Annotated in this window: 19 protein-coding genes and 1 tRNA gene; 9 read left to right on the top strand and 11 right to left on the bottom strand. The window is 71.4% G+C overall.

Annotated features, from left to right (window positions below):
* Positions 1–33: 33 nt before the first annotated feature.
* The 7 genes from CW359_RS19290 to CW359_RS19260 form a co-directional block, all read right to left on the bottom strand.
* A complete protein-coding gene (locus CW359_RS19290) occupies positions 34–756 on the bottom strand; it encodes a YcnI family copper-binding membrane protein (protein ID WP_105971204.1) in 723 nt (240 codons plus the stop codon).
* A gap of 46 nt (positions 757–802) precedes the next feature.
* Positions 803–1,381, bottom strand: a complete 579-nt coding sequence (locus CW359_RS19285) for a hypothetical protein (protein ID WP_105971203.1) — start codon at positions 1,379–1,381, stop codon at positions 803–805.
* A gap of 65 nt (positions 1,382–1,446) precedes the next feature.
* Positions 1,447–2,358: a UTP--glucose-1-phosphate uridylyltransferase gene (locus CW359_RS19280; protein ID WP_105971202.1), complete on the bottom strand. Its 912-nt coding sequence runs from the start codon at positions 2,356–2,358 to the stop codon at positions 1,447–1,449.
* Positions 2,359–2,540: 182 nt separating this feature from the next.
* The gene (locus tag CW359_RS19275; protein WP_232838470.1) at positions 2,541–4,046 is read right to left on the bottom strand and encodes an MDR family MFS transporter; all 1,506 of its coding nucleotides are present in this window, start codon (positions 4,044–4,046) and stop codon (positions 2,541–2,543) included.
* Complete coding sequence (locus tag CW359_RS19270) at positions 4,043–5,806, bottom strand: ABC transporter permease subunit (RefSeq protein ID WP_105971201.1); 1,764 nt, start codon at positions 5,804–5,806, stop codon at positions 4,043–4,045. The genes CW359_RS19275 and CW359_RS19270 overlap by 4 nt, the downstream gene beginning before the upstream one ends.
* A gap of 3 nt (positions 5,807–5,809) precedes the next feature.
* Complete coding sequence (locus CW359_RS19265; RefSeq protein ID WP_105971200.1) at positions 5,810–7,312, bottom strand: ABC transporter substrate-binding protein; 1,503 nt, start codon at positions 7,310–7,312, stop codon at positions 5,810–5,812.
* Between the two features lie 108 nt (positions 7,313–7,420).
* Positions 7,421–8,002: a GNAT family N-acetyltransferase gene (locus CW359_RS19260; RefSeq protein WP_408647496.1), complete on the bottom strand. Its 582-nt coding sequence runs from the start codon at positions 8,000–8,002 to the stop codon at positions 7,421–7,423.
* An 82-nt stretch (positions 8,003–8,084) separates the two neighbouring features.
* Between CW359_RS19260 and CW359_RS19255 the strand changes: the two genes are divergently transcribed.
* From CW359_RS19255 to CW359_RS19245, 3 genes are all read left to right on the top strand, one after another.
* A complete protein-coding gene (locus CW359_RS19255; protein WP_105971199.1) occupies positions 8,085–9,035 on the top strand; it encodes an ATP-binding protein in 951 nt (316 codons plus the stop codon).
* Between the two features lie 48 nt (positions 9,036–9,083).
* On the top strand, positions 9,084–9,476 hold the full coding sequence (locus CW359_RS19250) for an SCO5389 family protein (protein WP_105971198.1): 393 nt from the start codon (positions 9,084–9,086) through the stop codon (positions 9,474–9,476).
* Between the two features lie 230 nt (positions 9,477–9,706).
* Positions 9,707–10,714 carry an RNA polymerase sigma factor gene (locus tag CW359_RS19245; RefSeq protein ID WP_105971197.1) on the top strand — a complete coding sequence of 336 codons (1,008 nt, stop codon included), beginning with the start codon at positions 9,707–9,709 and terminating at the stop codon, positions 10,712–10,714.
* A 118-nt stretch (positions 10,715–10,832) separates the two neighbouring features.
* Here the strand turns inward: CW359_RS19245 and CW359_RS19240 are convergent, their stop codons facing one another.
* Complete coding sequence (locus CW359_RS19240; RefSeq protein ID WP_105971196.1) at positions 10,833–11,420, bottom strand: GNAT family N-acetyltransferase; 588 nt, start codon at positions 11,418–11,420, stop codon at positions 10,833–10,835.
* A 60-nt stretch (positions 11,421–11,480) separates the two neighbouring features.
* On the bottom strand, positions 11,481–12,950 hold the full coding sequence (locus CW359_RS19235; RefSeq protein ID WP_105971195.1) for an MFS transporter: 1,470 nt from the start codon (positions 12,948–12,950) through the stop codon (positions 11,481–11,483).
* Between the two features lie 206 nt (positions 12,951–13,156).
* Here CW359_RS19235 and CW359_RS19230 point away from each other — a divergent pair, with 206 nt between their 5' ends.
* From CW359_RS19230 to CW359_RS19215, 4 genes are all read left to right on the top strand, one after another.
* Positions 13,157–13,735, top strand: a complete 579-nt coding sequence (locus CW359_RS19230; protein ID WP_105971194.1) for a TetR/AcrR family transcriptional regulator — start codon at positions 13,157–13,159, stop codon at positions 13,733–13,735.
* Between the two features lie 187 nt (positions 13,736–13,922).
* The gene (locus CW359_RS19225) at positions 13,923–15,275 is read left to right on the top strand and encodes a YhgE/Pip domain-containing protein (protein WP_105971193.1); all 1,353 of its coding nucleotides are present in this window, start codon (positions 13,923–13,925) and stop codon (positions 15,273–15,275) included.
* Between the two features lie 71 nt (positions 15,276–15,346).
* On the top strand, positions 15,347–16,750 hold the full coding sequence (gene sthA, locus CW359_RS19220; RefSeq protein WP_105971192.1) for a Si-specific NAD(P)(+) transhydrogenase: 1,404 nt from the start codon (positions 15,347–15,349) through the stop codon (positions 16,748–16,750).
* Between the two features lie 85 nt (positions 16,751–16,835).
* The gene (locus CW359_RS19215; protein ID WP_232838469.1) at positions 16,836–17,261 is read left to right on the top strand and encodes a hypothetical protein; all 426 of its coding nucleotides are present in this window, start codon (positions 16,836–16,838) and stop codon (positions 17,259–17,261) included.
* Between the two features lie 176 nt (positions 17,262–17,437).
* Here CW359_RS19215 and CW359_RS19210 read toward each other — a convergent pair.
* A tRNA-Leu gene (locus CW359_RS19210) sits at positions 17,438–17,522 on the bottom strand.
* Between the two features lie 108 nt (positions 17,523–17,630).
* Entirely contained in the window at positions 17,631–18,326 is a 696-nt protein-coding gene (locus CW359_RS19205) for a GntR family transcriptional regulator (RefSeq protein ID WP_105971191.1), read from the bottom strand.
* Positions 18,327–18,566: 240 nt separating this feature from the next.
* Here CW359_RS19205 and CW359_RS19200 point away from each other — a divergent pair, with 240 nt between their 5' ends.
* Both CW359_RS19200 and CW359_RS19195 read left to right on the top strand, forming a co-directional pair.
* Positions 18,567–19,538, top strand: coding sequence for a 2-dehydropantoate 2-reductase (locus CW359_RS19200; protein ID WP_105971190.1), 972 nt, complete (start codon positions 18,567–18,569; stop codon positions 19,536–19,538).
* Positions 19,539–19,634: 96 nt separating this feature from the next.
* Positions 19,635–20,072 (top strand): PAS domain S-box protein, encoded by a 438-nt coding sequence (locus tag CW359_RS19195; RefSeq protein WP_105971189.1) that lies wholly within the window; start codon positions 19,635–19,637, stop codon positions 20,070–20,072.
* The last annotated feature ends 70 nt before the right edge of the window (positions 20,073–20,142 follow it).

The following is a 20,142-nucleotide window of genomic DNA, read 5'->3' as shown; positions in this document are numbered from 1 at the left end:
GCCCGCGGCCGAAGAGCTGCCCGACCTCAAGCCTTACGAACGTGAACCTCGGCTCCTGACCAGCACGAACACCGCCGCAGCGAGCCCCAGCACCCCCACCACCAACCCGGCGATCCCCAGCCCACGAGCCGTGGAGTCACTGGCCGAGGCCGAAACAACCTGACCGGCGTCGCTCTTGGCGGCCTTCGCCGCGGTTCCTTCCGCCGAAGCCGCAGCCGCAGTCAGCTTCAGTGTGGGAGCCGGATTCTCCGGCTCCTCCTGCCCCGCCTCGGGCGTCTCGATCCAGCGGACGACCTTCCCGTCCGAGTAGGTCTGCAGCGTCTTGAAGGCCAGCTCGCCGGTGTCGTCGGGCAGTTGGCCGAACGCGACGTCGAAGTCCTCGTACTCCCCCTGCCCGATCTTCCCGCCGGACCAGGTGATCTCCGAGACCGCGTCGGTGATCGTCCCGTCGTCCGTCTTGATCGGTGTCTTGAGCCTGGTGGTCGTGACCTTCGCGGTCCAGCCCTGCTCCGGGGTGACCAGCACGCCGAGGACGGGGTGGTCGGTGGGCAGGAAGACCTGGACCTTCGTGGTGCTCGCGGTGTCCTCCTCGTTGGGGACCCGGAAGGTCAGGACGCCGTCCGTGGCGCCCTTCGCGTAGCTCTCGGGGTGCACGGTGACGTGCGCGAAGGCGGAACCGGCCGCCGCGAGGACACCGGCGGCGGTGATACCGGCGACGACGCCGGCGCGGCGCAGGGTGATGCGTGTCGGGAACATGAGCGGAACTCCGTACTTCCGTACTGGTGACTGCTGTCGAGGAACCTCAGGGCGTGTACGACAGCCCTGCGGGCGGCCCTCGACCGCTCACCGCGTATCGGAGGAGGAGTCGGCGCGGCCGGGCGACCGCCGGCGACATGCGTCCCGGGGCCGGGCGGACCGGTCCGGCGGGCGCGTCCCGCCACCAGGCGGCGAGGCCGGGCACGAAGGCGACGGCCCAGCGCAGCAGCGACCACAGCGCGGCCTCGCCCCGGCGCAGGCACCAGGAGGCGACCAGTGCGGCGAGGACGTGGGCGCTCATGGCGTGCGGGTGCGGGTGGGCCATCGGCATCCCGGGGTGGTGTATGGGCGGCATGGCCGCCATGGCCCGGCCGCGCAGCGCCCCGAAGGCGAGGTGCAGCCCCGCCTGGGTGCCCAGGGTCAGGGCCCCGATCCCCGGCAGCGACCGCTCCCGTCCGCCGAGCAGCCATCCGACGGCGAACACGACCGCGAACCCGGCCCCGTCGGCCGCCGGGACCGGCGGTTCGCCGGTCGCGAGGCCGTGCGCGGCGGCGGCCAGCAGCACGCACACCGCGGCGAACACCGCGGCGCGCAGGCTCCGTACCGCCGGGGAAGCGTCGCTCATCGTGCGGGGATCCTCCCACGGCCCGATCCTCGCACCCGCACCGCCTCTCGAAAGCCATTCGCCGGCTACTCGCCGCCCGAGGTCTCCTCGTCCTCCAGTTCCTTGGCGAGGCGGCGCAGGTGCGGGCCGTACTCGGGGTCGTTGAGCGCCGCCGCGAACTGGGCGGTGAGGTAGGCGAGCGGGTTGCCGGTGTCGTACCAGCGGCCGTGGATGACCTGGCCGTAGACGGCGCGGCTGGCGGCGTAGGCGTTGATCGCGTCGGTGAGGTAGACCTCGCCGGTGCGGTGGTCGTACCAGCGCTTGGTCTGTTCGCGGAGTTCGTCGATGATGCCGGGCGTGATGACGTACCCGCCGATGGCCGCGTACGACGAGGGCGCGTCCTGCGGGCGGGGCTTCTCGACCAGTCCGGTGATGCGCAGCAGGCCGTCGTCGAGGTCCTCCTTGACGACGGGGACGCCGTAGCGCTGCGAGTCACCCGGGTCCATCGGCATCAGCGCGAGGACCGGCGAGTTGGTGGCCTCGTACGCCTTGATCAGCTGCTGGGCGCGCGGGACCTCGGCGACGAACACGTCGTCGGGCCAGAGCACGAGCAGCGGCTCGTCGCCGATGTTGCGCGAGGCGTTGAGGACGGGCGTGCCGTTGCCGTACGGGCCCTGCTGGTAGAGGTAGGTGATGTGGCCGAGCCGGGACAGCTCGCCGACCTCCTCCACGGCGTCCGCGTACGCCGACTTGCCGTCGGCGCGCAGCTGGTCGACGAGGCCGGGGTTGGGCCGGAAGTGGTCCTGGATCAGCCCCTTGTCGCCGGACACCACGATGGTGATGTCGGTGATGCCGGAGGCCACGAGCTCCCGGACGGTGTGCTCGATGACGGGCTTGTCACCGACGGGCAGCATCTCCTTCGGTGTCGCCTTGGTGAGCGGCAGCAGCCGGGACCCCAGTCCGGCTGCGGGAATGACTGCCCTGCGAATCGTGGCCATTGGCCCCCCTGTGCGAAAGCGCCTGCGTATGTCTGGCGGTCGTCGTGCGTGGTCATGGTCCTGCTCAGCGGTGCGTCTCGCCGCTCACCCGCGCGTGTCGGCGCGGGTGGTGTGACGCTACCAATCGGCATGCCCCGCCGCCGCACCTCCCAGACCCCGCGGGTGCTCCCCCGGCCACCGGTTCAGGCCCGGCGCGGGAGTACGGCGACGGCGGCTAGGGGTACGGCGGCCAGCACCAGCCAGGGCACGGCGGCGGGCAGGCCGGTGTCGAGGAGGGTGCCGGTCAGCGAGCTGCCGACCAGCACGATCAGGCCGGAAACCGACGACAGGGCACCGGTGTAGAGGCCGAGCCGCCCCTCTTCGGCGAGGTCGGGCACCCAGGCGCGGGCCACCGGCGCGACCAGCATCTGGCCGAAGGTGAGCAGGACGACGAACCCGGCGGCGGGCAGCAGCCCCATGGTTCCGGTCCAGGCGGCGGGCCTGGCCAGCGCGACGACGGCGAACCCGGCGGAGATCAGCAGCAGGCCGGCGACCATCGAGCGGCGCAGGGCGAGCCGGTCGCCGACCCAGCGGGTGACCGGCAGCTGGGCGGTCACGACGAGCAGCGAGGAGAGGGCGAACAGCCAGGCCAGCGCGGTCTGGGAGCCGGTCGCGCGCTCGACCTCGTCGGGGAGCGCGAGGTACAGCTGGTTGTAGGCGAGGAGGTAGGCGCCGTACGCGGAGCAGAGTGCGAGAAACCGACGGTTGCGCAGCAGTGTGCGCACGCCCCCTTTCGCTCGGACGCGCTCCCTGCCGGGTATGTGCTGCGGGAGCAGCCAGGCGTGCCCGGCGAGGACGAGGACGAAGATTCCGGCGCCCGCGAGGCAGACGACGCGGAAGTCGACGGAGAGCAGCAGTCCGCCGAGCAGCGGCCCGACGAAGGCGCCCGCCTGTCCGGCGACGGTGAACAGGGCGAGGACGCGGGTGCGTGAGCCGTGGCCCTGCTCCTCCCAGACCACGGCCTGCCGGGCGACCTCCGACTCGACGGCGGGCGAGAACAGGGCGGCGGCGAAGCCGATGAGCAGGACGGCGCCGATGACGGTCGCGGTGGAGTCGGCGTAGCCGAGCCAGGCGAAGCCGGCGATGCGCAGGGCGCAGCCCGCGAGGACGACCGGCCGGATGCCGTACCGGTCGGCGAGCGCACCGCCGACCACGAAGAGCCCCTGCTGGCTGAAGGTGCGCAGCCCGAGCACGAACCCGACGAGCCAGCCCGCCATGCCGATCGCCTGTCCGAGGTGCTCGGAGAGGAAGGGCAGGACGGCGAAGAAGCCGACGTTGAAGGCGAGTTGGGTGAGGATCAGCAGCCGCAGGAGGGGCGACAGCCGGGTCCGGGCGGGTGCCTCGTCCCCGGCGGCGGCCGTACCGGTGCCCCCGGGCGGACCAACTCCCGCTCCTCCGCCCCCGACCAGGTGGCCCGCCACATCTTCCGCCGCTGCCGCGTCCCGAGCGGCGACGGAGGCTCCGTCCTGTCGGTCGCCCCGGCCCCCGGGCCGACGGCTGCGGAAGACCCGCGCCGGCAGGCCGGCTCCGGCCCCGATCGGGCCGTCCGCCGCGGCGCCCTCCGCCGCTCCCGTGTCCTGGGCCTCGGCGGGAACCCCGTCGGGGTGGTCGCCCCGCTCCGTGGACGGGCGGTCGTGGGGGATGTTCATCGGAAGGCCAACTCCCTTGTCTCCGGGCGGGCCTGGACCGCCCGCACCGCCTTCTTCCGCCGTCCCCCGGCTCTGACTCCCGCCGCCGTCACGGCCAGTGCGCCGAGCAGGGCCAGTACGGCGGCCGGGGCGAGGACCGCCCAGGGGGCGCGTTCGGCGTACGGCTGGTTCTCGGCGAGGAGCAAGCCCCATTCCGGGGAGGGGGGTTGGGCGCCGAGGCCGAGGAAGCCGAGGGCGGCCAGGGCCAACGCGACGGCGGGCAGGCGCAGTAGGGCGTGCCGGGTGACCGGGGGCAGGGCGGCGGGCAGGAGTTCGTGGCGCAGGACGTACCAGCGGTCGGCGCCCAGGCCCCGGGTGGCCGTGATGTGCAGGGTGGCCCGCTCCTGGTGCAGGAGGGCGGCGGTGTGCGCGGCCAGCGGTGCCCAGGCGACGGCGGTCACGGCGAGCGCGGGGGTGGCCCCGCCGCTGCCCGCCACCGCCGTGACGAGCAGCGCGGCGAGGACGGGCGGGATCGCGTTGACGGTGTCGACGAGCGGTCCCGACAGTCGCGGCACCAGCCCCAGCACCAGGCCGATCAGCAGCGCGGCGGCGCTGATCACGGAGGCGAGCAGGAGGGTGTCGAGGGCGCCGTGTCCGACCCGGGCGAGGACGTCGCGGCCGAGGGCGTCCGTGCCGAACGGGTGCGCCCAGGAAGGGGGTTGGAGCCGGGCCCGGGTGTCGAGGGCGAGCGGGTCGCGCGGCAGGCCGAGGGCGACGACGCCGAGCAGCACACCGGCGTACAGCAGGGGCGGGGTGCGGCGGGCTGGCGGTGCGGGCCGGTGCAGGGAGGTGAGGCCGCCGTCGCGCAGGGCGGGGCCGATCAGCAGGCGGGCCGTCAGCCGGGTGCCGCCCGCCGCCACCGCCGCCAGCAGGACCAGGGCGAGGGTGCTGGCCTGGAGGACCGGCAGGTCCTGGGCGACGGCGGCCTGCAGCGCGGTGCGGCCGAGGCCGGGGATGTCGAAGATCTGCTCGACGGCGACCGAGCCGCCGGTGAGTCCGACGACGAACAGCCCGGCGTTGGGCAGCAGGGCGGGCAGACAGCGGCGTACCGCCTGGCTCGCGATCCGCCGGGCCGGGATGCCGCGGGCGGCGGCGGCCAGGGCCCAGGGCTCGGCGAAGGCGCCGGGGAGGAGGTCGTCGAGGAGGCGGCCGAGCAGCGCCCCCGCGGGCAGGCCGAGGGCGAGGCCGGGGAGGATCGTCCACTGGAGTCCGTACCAGCCGAGGGCGGGCAGCCAGCCGAGCTGGACGCCGACGACGGTCGCCAGCACGGACGCGGTGAGGAACTCGGGGAGCGCGGCGACCATCGCGGAGCCGCCGCCGCCGGTGCGCCGCCGGCCTGCGCTCCACAGGGTCGGGGCGCACACCAGCGCGGCGACGAGGACGGCGATGGTCAGCGCGACGGCCATCAGCAGCAGCGAGGCGCCGAGTGCCTGGAGCACGCCGGGCATGACCTCGGCCCCGGAGATCCAGGACCGTCCGGCGTCACCGCGCGGCAGCCCGCCGAGCCAGTCGCCGAGCAGCCGCAACGGCCCGGCGTCCAGGCCGAGTTGGGCGCGGATGTCGGCCAGCACGGCCGGGGTGGCCTCGCGCTCCGCCGACCTGGCCTTGAGCACGGTGAACGCCGGGTCGGTGCGGGTCAGCCAGGGCAGCAGGCCGATCCCGCACACGAGCAGCGCGGCGAGCAGGGCACGCCACAGGAGCGTGACCGCACGGTCCCGCACGGGTCAGCGCCGGGTTCCGGTACCGACCAGCGCGCGCTCGTACGGATCGAGGAGCACGCCCTGTACGCCGTCGCCGACGCCGGTGATGATCCGCTGGTGGACGAGGGGGACGACGGCGTCGGCGCCGAGGATCAGGGACTCGGCCTTCATGGCCGCGTCCTGCCGCTTTGCGGTGTCCTCGACGCCCTCGGCCTCGGCGACGGCCTGGTCGACCTTCTTGTCGGCGAGCAGGGAGAGGTTGTAGCCGCCTTCGGAGGTGTAGTCGCTGGCGAGGACGGAGACGGGGTCGCCGGAGTCGAGCATGGTGTTGCGGGCGGCGACGATTGCGTCGAACTTGCCGGCCAGCGCGTCGCTCTCCAGGCGCGAGTACTCCCGTACCTCCAGCGTGACCTTGAAGCCGGCCTTCTCCAGCTGCTGCTTCAACACCTGGGCGGCTTCCGGCAGTTCGGGCCGGTTGTCGTACGTGGCGAGGGTGACGGAGGTGCCCTTCGGCGCCGTCGCCTTCGCGCGCCCGGTGGGTTCGACGCGCTTGCCCTCGGCCCAGGTGAGGGCCGGGCCGAAGATGCCCTTGCCGGCGTCGGCGTGGCCTTCGTAGACGCCGTCGGCGATGGCGGAGGTGTCGACGGCGGCGCGGGCGGCGGCGCGCAGCTTCGCGTCCTTGAAGACGCCCGACCTGGTGTTGAGGTGCAGTGAGGTGGTGCGGGCCGTGGCGGTCTCGCGGCGGGTCGCCTCGTCGAGGGAGGCGGCCTGGGCGACGGGGATCGCCTCGGCGATGTCGACCTGGCCGGTGCGCAGGGCGTTGGCGCGGGCGGTGCCGTCGGCGATGAAGCGGGCGTCGATGCCGGCGGCCTGGGCGCGTCCGCCCCAGTAGTCGTCGAAGCGGTCGAGGGTGGCGGCGGTGGAGCCGGTGGTCTTCGTCAGCTCGAAGGGTCCGGTGGCGGTGCCGACCGGGTCGACGGCACCCTTCTTCGCGTACGCCTTGGGCGCGAGGACGGCGAGGCCGGGGCTGGAGAGGCGCAGCGGGAGCACGGGGTCGGGCTCGGCGGTGGTGACGGATATGCGTCCGTCGGCGGCGGCTTTCGCGGTGAGGGTGATGCCGCTGAGGGCGGCGGGCTCGGGCTCGGCCTCGGTGGCGTGGGTGAGCGCGGCGGCGACGTCGGCCGCGGTGACGGCGGTGCCGTCCTGGAAGGTGGCCTCGCGGAGCGTGAACTCCCAGGTGCGGTCGTCCTTGCGGGTCCAGGACTCGGCGAGCGCGGGCGCGGCGGAGCCGTTGGCGTCCAGGCCGGTCAGTCCCTCGGTGACGCCGAGGCGGCTGAGGAGGGTGGCGTCGGCGCCGTACGGCGAGAACTTCTCGGCGGGCGGGAAGGCGAGCGCGACCTTCAGCCGGGTACCGCCGGACCCGGCGTCCGACGACGAGTCGCCGTCGTCGCCGCCGGAGGCGAAGCAGCCGGTGAGCAGCGGGGCGAGCAGTACTCCGACGAGCAGTCGGCGGCGGGGCGTGCGCATGATCCTCAGTTCTGTGAAAGGAGCGGGGCGGCACGGACGTACGCCGCACGAAAACTGGACTCTATATGATTATCATTTCCAGTAGCCAGCCGGGGTGATCGCCTGCGATCAACGCTCCAGCGGAACCTCGAAGTGGACGACGCTCTGCCCGCCACCCGCGTCCTCACGCTCGTCGTGCACGACCTTGCCGAGCGACCGCCAGAACCCCTCGGCGCCGGTCACGGCCGGATCGGTGTGCAGATACACCGCGCGATAGCCGCCGTCGGCCGCCGCGAAGGCCAGCAGTTCGGTGACGAGCCGCCGGGCGAGGCCGCGCCTGCGGTGTTCGGGGCGGACGTACACCCGGCGCAGTTGCGCGGTGGCGCCGGACGGGTAGCGCTCGGCGACGTGGCGCGGGTTCGGCGGGTGGAGCGGGCCGCGCGAGTCGAGGGCGGCGGTGGCCACGACGCTCGCGTCGCGTTCGTCGACCGCGACCAGGAGGGTGTGGCGGACCGGCGCGAGATAGGCGGCCCCGGGGTCGACGATGTCGCCGTGCCAGCGGGGCACGTAACCCGTTTCGAAGTCGCGGTAGACGGTGTCGAGCATGACCGCCCGCGCGCCGTCGAGGTCGTCGGGGGTCGCCGTCCTGATGCGGTACTCATGCACTTGCAGATCATATGCATTTAAGTCGATCGAACAAAGAGCGAGCATTGAGTGTGGCGATTTGACAGATCCTCAGGAGCCGCATAAAAACCTGCCACATGACATTCATTTTCAAAAAGATGGGCGACTGATGCGCGTCGCGTTCGTCGGCAAGGGCGGCAGTGGCAAGACCACGCTGTCCGCCCTGTTCTCCCGCCATCTCGCCCGCTCCGGGGCGGCCGTGCTCGCCGTCGACGGCGACATCAACCAGCATCTCGCCGAGGCGCTCGACCCGGTCGACGGCGACTCCTTCGCGGCCCCGCCGCTCAGCGCCCACCTCGGGGACATCAAGGACTTCCTGCGCGGCACCAACCCGCGCATCGAGTCGCGCGAGGCCATGGTCAAGACGACCCCGGCCGGCCGTGGCTCCCGGCTGCTGCGTCCGCTCGGCGACGACGAGATCCACGCGCGGCACGTCGAACGCGTGGGCGGTGTACCGCTGATGGCGACCGGCGCCTTCCAGGAGAGCGACCTGGGCGTGGCCTGCTACCACTCCAAGCTCGGCGCGGTGGAGCTGTACCTCAACCATCTCGTCGACGGCCCCGGCGAGTACGTCGTCGTCGACATGACCGCCGGCGCGGACGCCTTCGCCTCCGGGCTGTTCACCCGGTTCGACATGACCTTCCTGGTGGCCGAGCCGACCCGAAAGGGCGTCTCCGTCTACCGCCAGTACCGCGACCACGCCCAGGAGTTCGGGGTCCCGCTCGCGGTGATCGGCAACAAGGTCACCGGCGAGGACGACCTGCTCTTCCTCAAGGAGGAGACCGGCGACCACCTGCTCACCCACCTCGTCCAGTCCTCCTGGGTGCGCGCCGCCGAACAGGGGCGCGACCAGGGCGAGTTGGAGCCGCAGAACCTGCACGCGCTGAACCAGCTCAAGGACGCGGTCGACGCCCGCGTCAAGGACTGGGCGGCCTTCCAGCGGCACGCCGTGGAGTTCCATCTGCGCAACGCCCGCGCGTGGGCGAACACGGCGACGGGCCTTGACCTGGCCGAGCAGGTGGACCCGGAGTTCGTGCACGGGCCCACCGCTCTTCTCTGACCCCCCACAGACACCGTCCGCGAGAACGAAAGAACAGGAACCTCCCTCATGTCGCTCGACGTCTCCCCCCAGCTGCTCGCCGAAGCCGAGCAGGGTGACATCCGCGAGGACGACTTCGTGGAAACCGTCCGCACCTCGCTCCCCTACGCCTACAACCTGGTCGCGGGCCTCGCCTCCGAACTCCAGGGCGGCACCGCCGAGTTCGCCGACAACCAGACCCCGCCGCCCTCCGAGCAGGAGCGCGGCCAGCTGCTGCGGGCGCTGGCCAGCGACGCGATCCGGGGCAGCCTGGAGCGGCACTTCGGCATCGCGCTCGCCTTCCAGAACTGCCACCGGGTGGCGGCCTTCCACCCCGGCGCCCAGGCCGGCGAGACGTACGCCCGCTTCACCTCGCTCCGCTCGCAGATCCTCAACCAGTCACCGGAGTTCCGCGACTGCTGACCCGGCAGCCGACGCGGCGGCCTCCCGCCCCCGGAAACCCGATAACGATTCGGCAACCCCACGCCCTGCGCTGTCCTAAGGTCGAAGGGGTGAAGGACCGCATCGTCGTCGGGGGGCGGGACCGGCGACGGCCGCGCGATTGCCCGGGGCACTCCGGAACACGCGGCGGTCGAGACTCGTTCTCTTACAGGGACGTTCCTGCGTGCACTCCTGGAGAGGAAGTGAGCACGATGGCGACCGACACCGAGGTGACCGAAGTGTTCGACCCGGCCACCGAGGACGAGAGCGATGCTCCCCTCCCCCGGCTCGGCAACACGGGAGGGTCGGTCGATCAGGTGCGCGACTATCTCCGGCTGATCTCCAGGGTCCGCCTACTCGGCGCCGCGGAGGAGGTCGACCTGGCGAAACGGATCGAGGCTGGGCTGTACGCCGAGCACAAGCTGCTCGCGGACCCGCCGCCCGAGGAACCGGTGTTCCGGCGGGAGCTGGAGCTGGTCGCCGCGGACGGCGAGCGCGCCAAGTCCCACCTCATCGAGGCCAACCTCCGCCTGGTCGTCTCCGTCGCCAAGCGCTACACGGGCCGCGGGCTGCTGTTCCTGGACCTGATCCAGGAGGGCAACACGGGTCTGATCCGGGCCGTCGAGAAGTTCGACTACGCCAAGGGCTTCAAGTTCTCGACGTACGCGACCTGGTGGATCCGCCAGGCGATCTCCCGCGCGCTCGCCGACCAGGGCCGGACCATCCGCATCCCCGTGCACCTGGTCGAGGTCATCAACCGGGTGGCCCGCACCCGCCGCGAGCTGATCCAGGACCACGGCAAGGAGCCGACGCCGGAGGAGCTGGCGGAGAAGGCGGGCGTCGAGGTGGAGCGGCTCCCCGAGCTGGCCGCCTACACCAGGGAGCCCGTCTCGCTGCACACCGCCCTCAGCGAGGACGGCGACGGCGAGTTCGGCGACCTGATCGAGGACCGCGACAGCGTCACGCCCATGGACATGGTCACCTTCCTGCTGCTGCAGGAGACCATCCAGTCCATCCTGTCGGACATGACCCCCCGGGAGGCCGGGATCATCTCCCTGCGCTACGGCCTGTACGGCGGCCGGACCAGAACCCTGGAGGAGATCGGCCAGGTGTACGGCGTGACCCGCGAACGCATCCGCCAGATCGAGTCCAAGACGATGTCGAAGCTGCGCCATCCCTCTCGCTCCCAGATCCTGCGGGACTATCTCGACGCCATGTGACCCGGCCGTACCGGGCCCGCGCTCGCGTCCTGTGCCGGAGGAACAGGACGCGCCGGCGAAGCAGTCGCTCCGGCTGCTGACGGCCCAGGTGCGCGGAGGCTGACGCGCGCCCCTGCGGTCAGGGGCCCAGCAGGCGGCGTACGAGCACTCGCCCCTTGGGGGTCGGCCGTGCGACCTCGGTGAAGCCGGCGGCCAGGAAGAAGGGCAGGGTGCCGGTGTACGAGGCCGAGGCGGTCCGGTTCTTCGTGGCCGGGTCGACGGGGACCGCCTCGACGGCCGACGCGCCGCGCCGGGCGACCTCGTCGAGCGCGGCGGCGAGCAGGGCACGCTGTACACCCCGGTGCCGCCACTCCTCCGGTACGAAGAAGCAGGGCAGCACCCAGGTGTCGGCGCCGCTGTCCGGGGCGGGGGCCGTGTCGCGGGTGGTGTCGAGCCGGGGGTAGGCGTCCCGCCGGTCCAGGGCGCACCAGCCGACGGGTTCTTGTCCGACGTAGGCGAGCAGCCCGGGGAAGCGACCGGCCGCGAGCAGGCCCTGGGCCTCGGCTCGCCGGGGTCCCGTGCGGGGCTCGCCCTTCACCTCGCGCCACCACACGCACCAGCACCCCCGGTTTCCGCCCATCCGCCGGCAGAGGGCGGCGAAGTCGTCCCAGCGGTCCGGGGTCAGGCGTTCGACGTGGATGGGCGTCCTGGCGGCTGCGTCCGGCATCGGAGGGGGCTCCCTGTGTTGTACGGGCGGCGGCCTGACGACCGTACGACACGGGGTGGGTCAGTTGCGGGCGGCGGTTTCGGGCTGTGCGGGTGATGTTCCGGAGGCGGTCCTGGCCGTGCCGAGGGGGCCGCCGGTGCGGGCCGTCGGGACGAGGAGGGCGGCCAGGGCGGCGGCGAGGCAGAGGAGGGTCAGCAGGGCGAAGCCGTGGGTGTAGCCGGATTCGTACGGGAGGCCCGAGGGCTGGAGGCTGCCCGTGACCAGGACGCTGGTCAGCGCCGCGCCTATGGAGCCGCCGATGGTGCGGACGTTGGCGTTCATGCCGGTCGCCGCGCCGGTCTGCTCGGGCGGGACGCTGCCGACGATCAGGTTGGCCATCGAGGCGAAGGCCAGTCCGATGCCGAGGCCGAAGACGCCTGCCACGAAGGCGACCTGCCATTTCTCGTCGTGCCAGAGGGTGAGGAAGCCGCAGGCCAGGGCGCCGAGGGCGGCACCGGCGGTGAGGAGTTTCCTGGCGCCCAGGACCGGTGTCAGCCGGCCGCCGACGACGCCCGAGAGGAACATCGCGATCAGCATCGGCAGCATGAGCAGTCCGGCGGAGGTGACGCTCGCGCCGAAGCCGTAGCCGGCCGAGGCGGGGGTCTGGACGAAGCCGGGGAGGAAGGACCAGATCGAGTACATGCCCGCGCCGAAGAGCAGCGCGGCGGTGTTCGTCGTCCGCACGGCGGGTAGACGCATGACCTTCAGGTCGATGAGCGGGTTGCGGGAGCGGGCCTCGGCGAACAGCCAGAGGGCGAACAGGAGTACGGCGGTGGCGAACAGGCCGACGGTCCGGCCCGAGCCCCAGCCCCACCGGGTCGCCTGGCTGAGCGGCAGCAGCAGGGCGACCAGCCAGCCGGACAGCAGGACGGCACCGAGCCAACCGACGCGCCCCGCCGCCCTGTTGGGCGACTCGGGGACGTAGCGCAGGGCGATGAGCGTGGTGACGGCGACGACGCCGACGGGCAGCCAGAACAGCCAGCGGAAGTCGAGCGCGGTCACGATCGGCCCGGCGGCCACCATGCCGACACCGCCGCCGGCGGCGATCACGGCGGACAGGTTGCTGATGCTGCCGCTGACCTCGCCCGTCGGGAACTCGTCCCGGATGATGCCGAACGACAGCGGGAACAGCGCGCCGCCCGCGCCCTGGACGACCCGGGCGAAGATCAGTACGCCGATGTTCGGCGCGAGCGCGGCGAGCAGACAGCTGAGGGTGACGACGACGAGTACGGCGACGAGGGTGCGCTTCTTGCCGATCAGGTCGCCGACGCGGCCGAGGATCGGGGTGAAGATCGAGGCGGACAGCAGGAAGGCCGTCATCACCCAGGTCGCGGTGGACTGCGAGGTGTCCAGGGCACGTTGGACGGTCGGCAGGGCGGGCGCGATCAGCGACTGGAGCATGGAGAACACGCCCGCGCCGGTGGCGAGGACGGCGAAGGTGAGACGGGTGGAGCGGGTGGCAACGGGCGTGCCGGTGGACTTGCGGGGCATGGAAGGGCATCTCCGAACAGAGGTGGCGGAGTAGGAGGCGTGGTGACGGGGGCCGCGTTCGCGCATGCCTGCGATGCGTACGGCCGTACGTGGCACAGGGGGAACACGCCCCGACTGCTAAAGTGGAGGTACGCCTCCACTCTAGCGGAGGCACTCCTCCGCTTCAATACCGGAGGTCCACATCCGGTTCGGCCAGGGAGGCAACCGTGACGGCAGCGTCGTACCCCGTGAGCGAGTTCGTCGCGGGCCGGCGCCCGCACCGCAAGGACGCGGCGCGCAACTACGACGCCCTGCTGGCCGCCGCGCGCGAGGCCTTCGCGGAGCACGGCTCGGCCGCGTCCCTGGAGGACATCGCGCGGCGCGCGGGCGTCGGGATCGGCACGCTGTACCGCAACTTCCCCACCCGCCGGCATCTCTTCGAGAGTGTCTACGCCGACGAGGTGGACGCCCTGTGCCGGTTCGCGCTGGAGGTCGCCGACCGTCCGGCGTGGGAGGCGCTGACCGCGTGGCTGCGCCGTTTCGTCGGGTACACGGTGACGAAACGGGCCGTCCGGGAGGCCCTGAACCACGAGTCGGACATCTTCCTGGCCTGCCGGGAGTCGATGTACCAGGCGGGCGGTCCGCTGTTCGAGCGCGCGCAGGAGGCCGGGGAGGCGCGCGAGGACATGACCTTCGACGACCTGTTGCGGATGCTCGCGGGCATCACCTCGACGAACTTCCTCGACGACACCCAGCGCGACCGGGTCCTCGCGGTGGCCCTCGACGGGGTGCGGGTGCGCGGGTAGCACCGGGGTCGTAGTCCTGACGTAGACCCGTGGTCGTACGTCGTCGGCGCGGCAGGCCCGGCGAGTCGCACCCGCGGCCGTGCCGCCGTACGCACGATCCTGGCCGGACGGGCGGCAACCACCCCCGTCCAGAGCCACCTCAAAGCATCTCAAAGCCCCCCTGAGCCCCCAGAGCCACCGGAGAACCATGCCAGCCGACGACGGTACGTCCGCATCCCCGACCCCCGAACCCACCCCGGAACCGACCCCGGAACCCGCCCCCGAACCCGATCCCCGACCGGCCCCCGGCGGTCGTGCGCGGGCCGGCGCGCTGCTGGGCCGCCCCAAGCTGTGGCTGCTGCCTACCGTCCTGACCGGGCTGCTCGCGCTGCTGCTGTCGCTGCTCTACATGGGCGGCATCGTGAGCCCCAACCGCGATCTGCACGACCTGCCCATCGGCCTCGTCAACGCCGACCGGGACGCGCCGCTGCCCGGGCAGAAGGAGAACCTGGGTACGCAGATCACCCGGGCCATCACCACCGACACCTCCGCCGGTGACAAGGCCGAGTGGCGTGAACTGACCCTCGCCGAGGCCCAGGACGAGCTGGACTCGGGCAAGCTCTACGGCGCGCTGGTCGTCCCCGAGGGCTTCACCACCTCCGTCGCCGCGCTGACCGGCACGACCGCCACCGCCCGTCCGGCGCTGACCGTGCTCACCAACCCCGGCAAGGGCAGCCTCGGTTCGTCGCTCGCCAGTCAGATCACCACGGCCGCCGCCCACCAGGCCTCGCAGAACATCGGCAAGCAGCTCACGGCAAGCGCGACCCGGGCCGACGCGACGGCCAAGCTGCTGCTGGCCGACCCGGTCGCGGTCACCACGCAGGTCGGCCATCCGATCGGCACCAACAGCGGCCTGGGCCTGACCGCCTTCTACTACACGCTGCTGCTCGTACTGGCCGGGTTCATGGGCGGCAACGTCATCAGCAACGCGGTGGACACCTCGCTCGGTTACGCCGACAACGAGATCGGCCCCTGGCACACGCGCCGCCCGACCGTGCCCATCACCCGCACCCAGACGCTGCTGCTCAAGATGGGCATGACCGCCGGGATCACGCTCCTCAGCGTCTCCCTGGTGATGATCGCGACCGTCGCCGTCCTCGACATGGACGCGAGCCATCTGCCCCTGCTGTGGGTGTACTCGTACTGCGCGACCCTCGCGGTCGGCCTCGGCGTCCAGGCCATCAACGCGGCCTTCGGCGGGATCGGCCAGCTCGTGTCGATGTTCGTGTTCATCGTCCTGGGCCTGCCCTCGTCCGGGGCGACGGTCCCGCTGCAGGCGGTCCCCGGCTTCTACCGTTTCCTGTCGGCGTTCGAGCCGATGCGTCAACTCGGCGACGGGGTAAGGGCGATCCTCTTCTTCGACGCACGGGGGGACGCCGGTCTGACCCGCGCCTGGATCATGATCGCGATCGGTACGGCGCTCGCGCTGCTCTTCGGGTTCGCGATGGCCCGCTACTACGACCGCAAGGGCCTCGAACGCCTCACTCCGCAGCCTTCCTAGGGTGAAGCGCACGTCAATCGTTGCCCGTTCACCCTTTCGAACGACGGTCCCGGGCTGACAGACTCACCAGGGTGCCCGACTTCGACATGCTTGTCATAGGATCCGGCCCGGGCGGCCAGAAGGCTGCCATCGCGGCGGCCAAGCTCGGCCGCCGGGTCGCCGTCATCGACCGCCCCGACATGGTCGGTGGGGTCTCCATCCACACCGGCACCATCCCCTCCAAGACCCTGCGCGAGGCGGTTCTCTACCTCACCGGCCTCACCCAGCGCGATCTGTACGGCCAGAGCTACCGCCTCAAGGAGGACATCACCGTCTCCGACCTGACCGCGCGCACCGAGCACGTGGTCGATCGCGAGGTCGACGTCATCCGCAGCCAGCTGTCCCGCAACCATGTCTCCCTGTTCGCCGGCACCGGCCGCTTCGTCGACGACCACACCGTGGCGCTGACCGAAGTGAACGGCAACGAAAGGCTGTTGAGCGCCGAGCACATCGTCATCGCCACCGGCACCAGGCCGGCCCGCCCGGACAGCGTCGAGTTCGACCAGCAGACCGTCCTGGACTCGGACAACGTGCTCAACCTGGAACGGGTCCCGCGTTCCATGGTCATAGTCGGTGCGGGTGTAATTGGGATGGAATACGCCAGTATGTTCGCCGCACTCGGCAGCAAGATCACGGTGGTGGAGAAGCGGGCCGGGATGCTCGACATGTGCGACGTCGAGGTGATCGAGTCGCTCAAGTACCACCTGCGGGACCTGGCCGTCACCTTCCGCTTCGGCGAGACGGTCGCGGCGGTGGAACGCCACCCCCGGGGCACCCTCACGATCCTGGAGAGCGGCAAGAAGATCCCCGCCGACGCCGTGATGTACTCGGCGGGCCGCCAGGGCCTCACCGACGAACTCACCCTGGACAAGGCCGGGTTGTCGGCGGACCGACGCGGCCGGATCACGGTCGACGAGCATTACCGCACCGAGGTGCCGCACATTTACGCCGTCGGCGACGTCATCGGTTTCCCGGCCCTCGCCGCGACCTCGATGGAACAGGGCAGGGCGGCGGCGTACCACGCGTGCGGTGAGCCGGTGGACCAGATGCACAACCTCCAGCCCATCGGCATCTACACCATCCCCGAGATCAGCTTCATCGGCCGCACCGAGGACCAACTCACCGAGGACAGCATCCCGTTCGAGGTGGGCATCTCCCGCTACCGCGAACTGGCCAGGGGCCAGATCATCGGCGACTCCCACGGCATGCTCAAGCTCCTGGTCTGCCCGGAGACCCGCAAACTCCTCGGCGTGCACTGCTTCGGCACGGGAGCGACGGAGCTGATCCACATCGGCCAGTCCGTGATGGGCTGCGGCGGCACGGTCGACTACCTGGTCAACGCGGTCTTCAACTACCCGACGCTCGCGGAGTCCTACAAGGTGGCGGCACTGGACGCGACGAACAAGCTGCGGCAGATCGACCGGTTGCGGGACTGAGAACGGTTGCGGGACTGAGAACGACCGTGCGGCTGAGCCCGTCCGAGCACCACCAGGGCTCAGCCGCACGCGGAGGGCGCACCGATTGATCACCATCACCCAGGGAGCGAACGTCACCTCGCCGTGCACCGGTTGCGGTGGCGTGCTCGTCCGCGACGTCGGTCAGTTCATCGAAGGGGAGCAGCTGTGCTGGGGCGTCGAAGGCTGGTGCCAGACCTGCCCCGCCGCCTGGTGCGAGACGGGAGCGGGCCCGTCTCCGGAAGAGATCAGGCAGGCGCTGCTGGCCGAGCACGGGGCCGCTCGGCTCCGCCTGGCGGACAAGGAGACTGGTCTCGTACCCGTCCTGCGCGCCCTGCGCGAGACGCGCCAACTGTCGCTGGGTGAGGCCCGGTTGCTGGCCGCCGAGCTGAGCGGGGTCGGTCTGGTCGGCACCTTCGTGGAAATGGCGTACCTGGCGGCCGGACTGCACAAACGGTCCGTCGCCACGATCCTCGTCGCAGCGCCCGTCTGACAGCTCATGACCCACCTCACAACTCATCGCCCGCCCGGCCGTCGTGGCGGCGGTCGTCGCGCAGGCCGCGCAGGGGGACGGCGGGGAGTCCTGGCAGCGAGCGTGACAAAACACGGATGGTGCCGACCGGAATCCGGTCGGCACCATCCGCGTTCACAGAAAAAAATAGAACAAAGTGTCCGAGGGGGGACTTGAACCCCCACGCCCGATAAAGGGCACTAGCACCTCAAGCTAGCGCGTCTGCCATTCCGCCACCCGGACCAGGTGTCTGCCGCCGCCGGGAGTGCTCCCCGCAGCGACACGGACAACAATACCAAGCTTTCAGAGTGGCTTTCACCTGCATATCTCTCACCCCGGGCAACGAAACGGTCACCACCCGCCCACCTGCTGTCTCTCCCGTTCGTGGTACGTCTTCCGGGTGTGTTCCGTGTGCGCCCGCATGACCTCCGTCGCCCTGCGCTCGTCGCCGTCCGCTATCGCGGCGATCAGCTCACGGTGTTCGATCCATGACTGGCGGCCACGCTGGCGGGCCACCGGCGTGTAGTACCAGCGGACCCTTCTGCCGACCTGTGCCGCCAGCTCCGCGAGGACGGTGTTGCCGGCGAGTTCCATGACCTTCGCGTGGAGGCGGGCGTTCGTCGCCACCGCGCCGTCCACGTCGTCGGCGGCGACCGCGCGCTCGCCCTCCGCGCACAGTTCCTCCAGCAAGGTGACGGCCGCGGCACTCGCGTTGGCCGCGGCGAGGCGGGCCGCCTCGGCCTCCAACAGGGTTCGTACGGTGAGGAGTTGGTCGGCCTCCGCCTCCGTCGGCTCGTGCACGAAGGCGCCCTGGGCGGGGCGCAGGTCGACCCAGCCCTCGGCGCTCAGCCGTTGGAGCGCCTCACGCACCGGCTGGCGGGAGACGCCGAGGTGTCCGGCGAGTTCGCTCTCGACCAGGTGCCCACCGGGCTGCAGGGCGCGGGTCGTGATCAGTTCGAGCAGCGCCTCGTAGACGCGGTCCCGCAACGGGCCGGGGCGTTCGAGCCTGGGCACCGCGCCCTGGGGCAGTCCTGTCGTCGAGGGCATCACGGTCCTCCTGGGGCAGCGCCGGGCAGAGCAGCCGGAAGGTCAGTATGGATTGCCTTTCGTCTACAGTCTACGGCGCACAAACGACCGGAGAGCCGGCTCACGCGGCCCGAGCTGCCGTCCAGCTGCCGTTCCGAACCCTTGCTGGCATCACCTACATCCTGTAGACAATATTTCGTCGACAGTTTTCGACATTCGACAGTTCCGCGGTACACCCTCGACCGAACGGAGCGCCATCCAGTGAAAGTCGCCATCCTCGGCGCCGGAGCCATCGGCGCCTATGTCGGCGCCGCCCTGCACCAAGCAGGCGCCGACGTCCACCTCGTCGCCCGTGGACCGCACCTCGCGGCCATGAGGCAGCACGGCGTACGGGTCCTCAGTCCCCGCGGTGACTTCACCGCGCACGCCCACGCCACCGACGACCCGGCCGACATCGGCCCCGTCGACTATGTCTTCCTCGGGCTCAAGGCCAACTCGTACGCGGCGTGCGGGCCGCTCATCGAGCCACTGCTGCACGGGTCCACCGCTGTCATCGCCGCCCAGAACGGCATCCCGTGGTGGTACTTCCACCGCCACGGCGGCCCGTACGACGGCCGGCTCATCGAGAGTGTGGACCCGGGCGGTGCGGTCAGTGCCGTACTCGCGCCGGAGCGCGCCATCGGCTGTGTCGTCTACGCGGCGACCGAACTCGAAGGGCCGGGCGTCGTGCGGCACTTGGAGGGCACCCGGTTCTCCATCGGCGAGCCGGACCGCTCCATCTCCCCGCGCTGCCAGGCCTTCGGCGAGGCCATGCGGGCCGGTGGCCTCAAGTGTCCCGTCGAGCCCGAACTGCGCAACGACATCTGGCTCAAGCTCCTCGGCAACATCTCCTTCAACCCGATCAGCGCCCTCGCGCGCGCCACGATGCGCGAGATGTGCCACCACGGCGGCACCCGCCAGGTCATCCACACCATGATGGAGGAGACCCTGGCCGTCGCCGAGGCCCTCGACTGCCGGGTCGGCATCTCCATCGAACGCCGGCTCGCGGGCGCCGAGAAGGTGGGCGACCACCGCACCTCCACGCTCCAGGACCTCGAACGCGGGAAACCCCTCGAACTCGACGTCCTGCTGACCGCCGTCATCGAACTGGCCGACGTCACCGGCGTCGACGTCCCCACCCTTCGGACCGTCCACGCCATCAGCGACCTCCTCGCACTCGGGACCGCCGCCTGATGTCGATCCCGATGGAGATGGATTTCGTATACACATCATCTGTATACTGTCTCCCTGTATGCGTTCAGTATCCAACTGCCCCTGCACGGAGGCGACATGGAAGATCTGAATCCCGAGGTGGTGCTGGGAATGGCCGCCCAGGCGCCCGACGGCATAGTGATCATCGACGGCGAAGGACTGATCCGCTTCTGGAACCGGGGCGCTGAGCGCATCTTCGGGTTCTCGGCGGCTGACGTGGACGGCCGCAGTCTGGACGTCATCATCCCCGAGCGGCATCGCAAGCGGCACTGGGACGGCTTCGAGGAGGCCATGGCGCGCGGGACGACCAAGTACGGCGACGCGGATCTGCTGAACGTCCCCGCGCTGGCGGCGGACGGCCGGAAGCTGTCCATCGAGTTCAGCGTCGCCCTGCTGCCTGGCCCGGACGGCAGCACGTACGTCGGGGCGGTCATCCGGGACGTCACCGCGCGCCGCGAGCGGGAGCGCGAGTTGATGCGGCGGCGGGCCGAGACCGAGGCGAAGGCCGCGGTCTGAGCGGCGCCGGACGACAAGGAAGCCGAAGCGGCCGTGGCCCGAAGGCCACGGCCGCTTCCGCGTCGTCGTC

This window comes from Streptomyces geranii, assembly GCF_002954775.1.
In the GTDB taxonomy this organism is placed as follows: domain Bacteria; phylum Actinomycetota; class Actinomycetes; order Streptomycetales; family Streptomycetaceae; genus Streptomyces; species Streptomyces geranii.
The sequence above is the reverse complement of the archived record's forward strand: the minus strand, read 5'-3'. Positions and strand labels throughout refer to the sequence as shown.

Coding starts and splice junctions, on each gene's coding strand:
- CW359_RS19290 (WP_105971204.1), bottom strand. CDS start 756: ATGTTCCCGACACGCATCACCCTGCGCCGCGCCGGCGTCGTCGCCGGT.
- CW359_RS19285 (WP_105971203.1), bottom strand. CDS start 1,381: ATGAGCGACGCTTCCCCGGCGGTACGGAGCCTGCGCGCCGCGGTGTTC.
- CW359_RS19280 (WP_105971202.1), bottom strand. CDS start 2,358: ATGGCCACGATTCGCAGGGCAGTCATTCCCGCAGCCGGACTGGGGTCC.
- CW359_RS19275 (WP_232838470.1), bottom strand. CDS start 4,046: ATGAACATCCCCCACGACCGCCCGTCCACGGAGCGGGGCGACCACCCC.
- CW359_RS19265 (WP_105971200.1), bottom strand. CDS start 7,312: ATGCGCACGCCCCGCCGCCGACTGCTCGTCGGAGTACTGCTCGCCCCG.
- CW359_RS19260 (WP_408647496.1), bottom strand. CDS start 8,002: ATGCTCGCTCTTTGTTCGATCGACTTAAATGCATATGATCTGCAAGTG.
- CW359_RS19255 (WP_105971199.1), top strand. CDS start 8,085: ATGCGCGTCGCGTTCGTCGGCAAGGGCGGCAGTGGCAAGACCACGCTG.
- CW359_RS19250 (WP_105971198.1), top strand. CDS start 9,084: ATGTCGCTCGACGTCTCCCCCCAGCTGCTCGCCGAAGCCGAGCAGGGT.
- CW359_RS19245 (WP_105971197.1), top strand. CDS start 9,707: ATGGCGACCGACACCGAGGTGACCGAAGTGTTCGACCCGGCCACCGAG.
- CW359_RS19240 (WP_105971196.1), bottom strand. CDS start 11,420: ATGCCGGACGCAGCCGCCAGGACGCCCATCCACGTCGAACGCCTGACC.
- CW359_RS19235 (WP_105971195.1), bottom strand. CDS start 12,950: ATGCCCCGCAAGTCCACCGGCACGCCCGTTGCCACCCGCTCCACCCGT.
- CW359_RS19225 (WP_105971193.1), top strand. CDS start 13,923: ATGCCAGCCGACGACGGTACGTCCGCATCCCCGACCCCCGAACCCACC.
- CW359_RS19205 (WP_105971191.1), bottom strand. CDS start 18,326: ATGCCCTCGACGACAGGACTGCCCCAGGGCGCGGTGCCCAGGCTCGAA.
- CW359_RS19195 (WP_105971189.1), top strand. CDS start 19,635: ATGGAAGATCTGAATCCCGAGGTGGTGCTGGGAATGGCCGCCCAGGCG.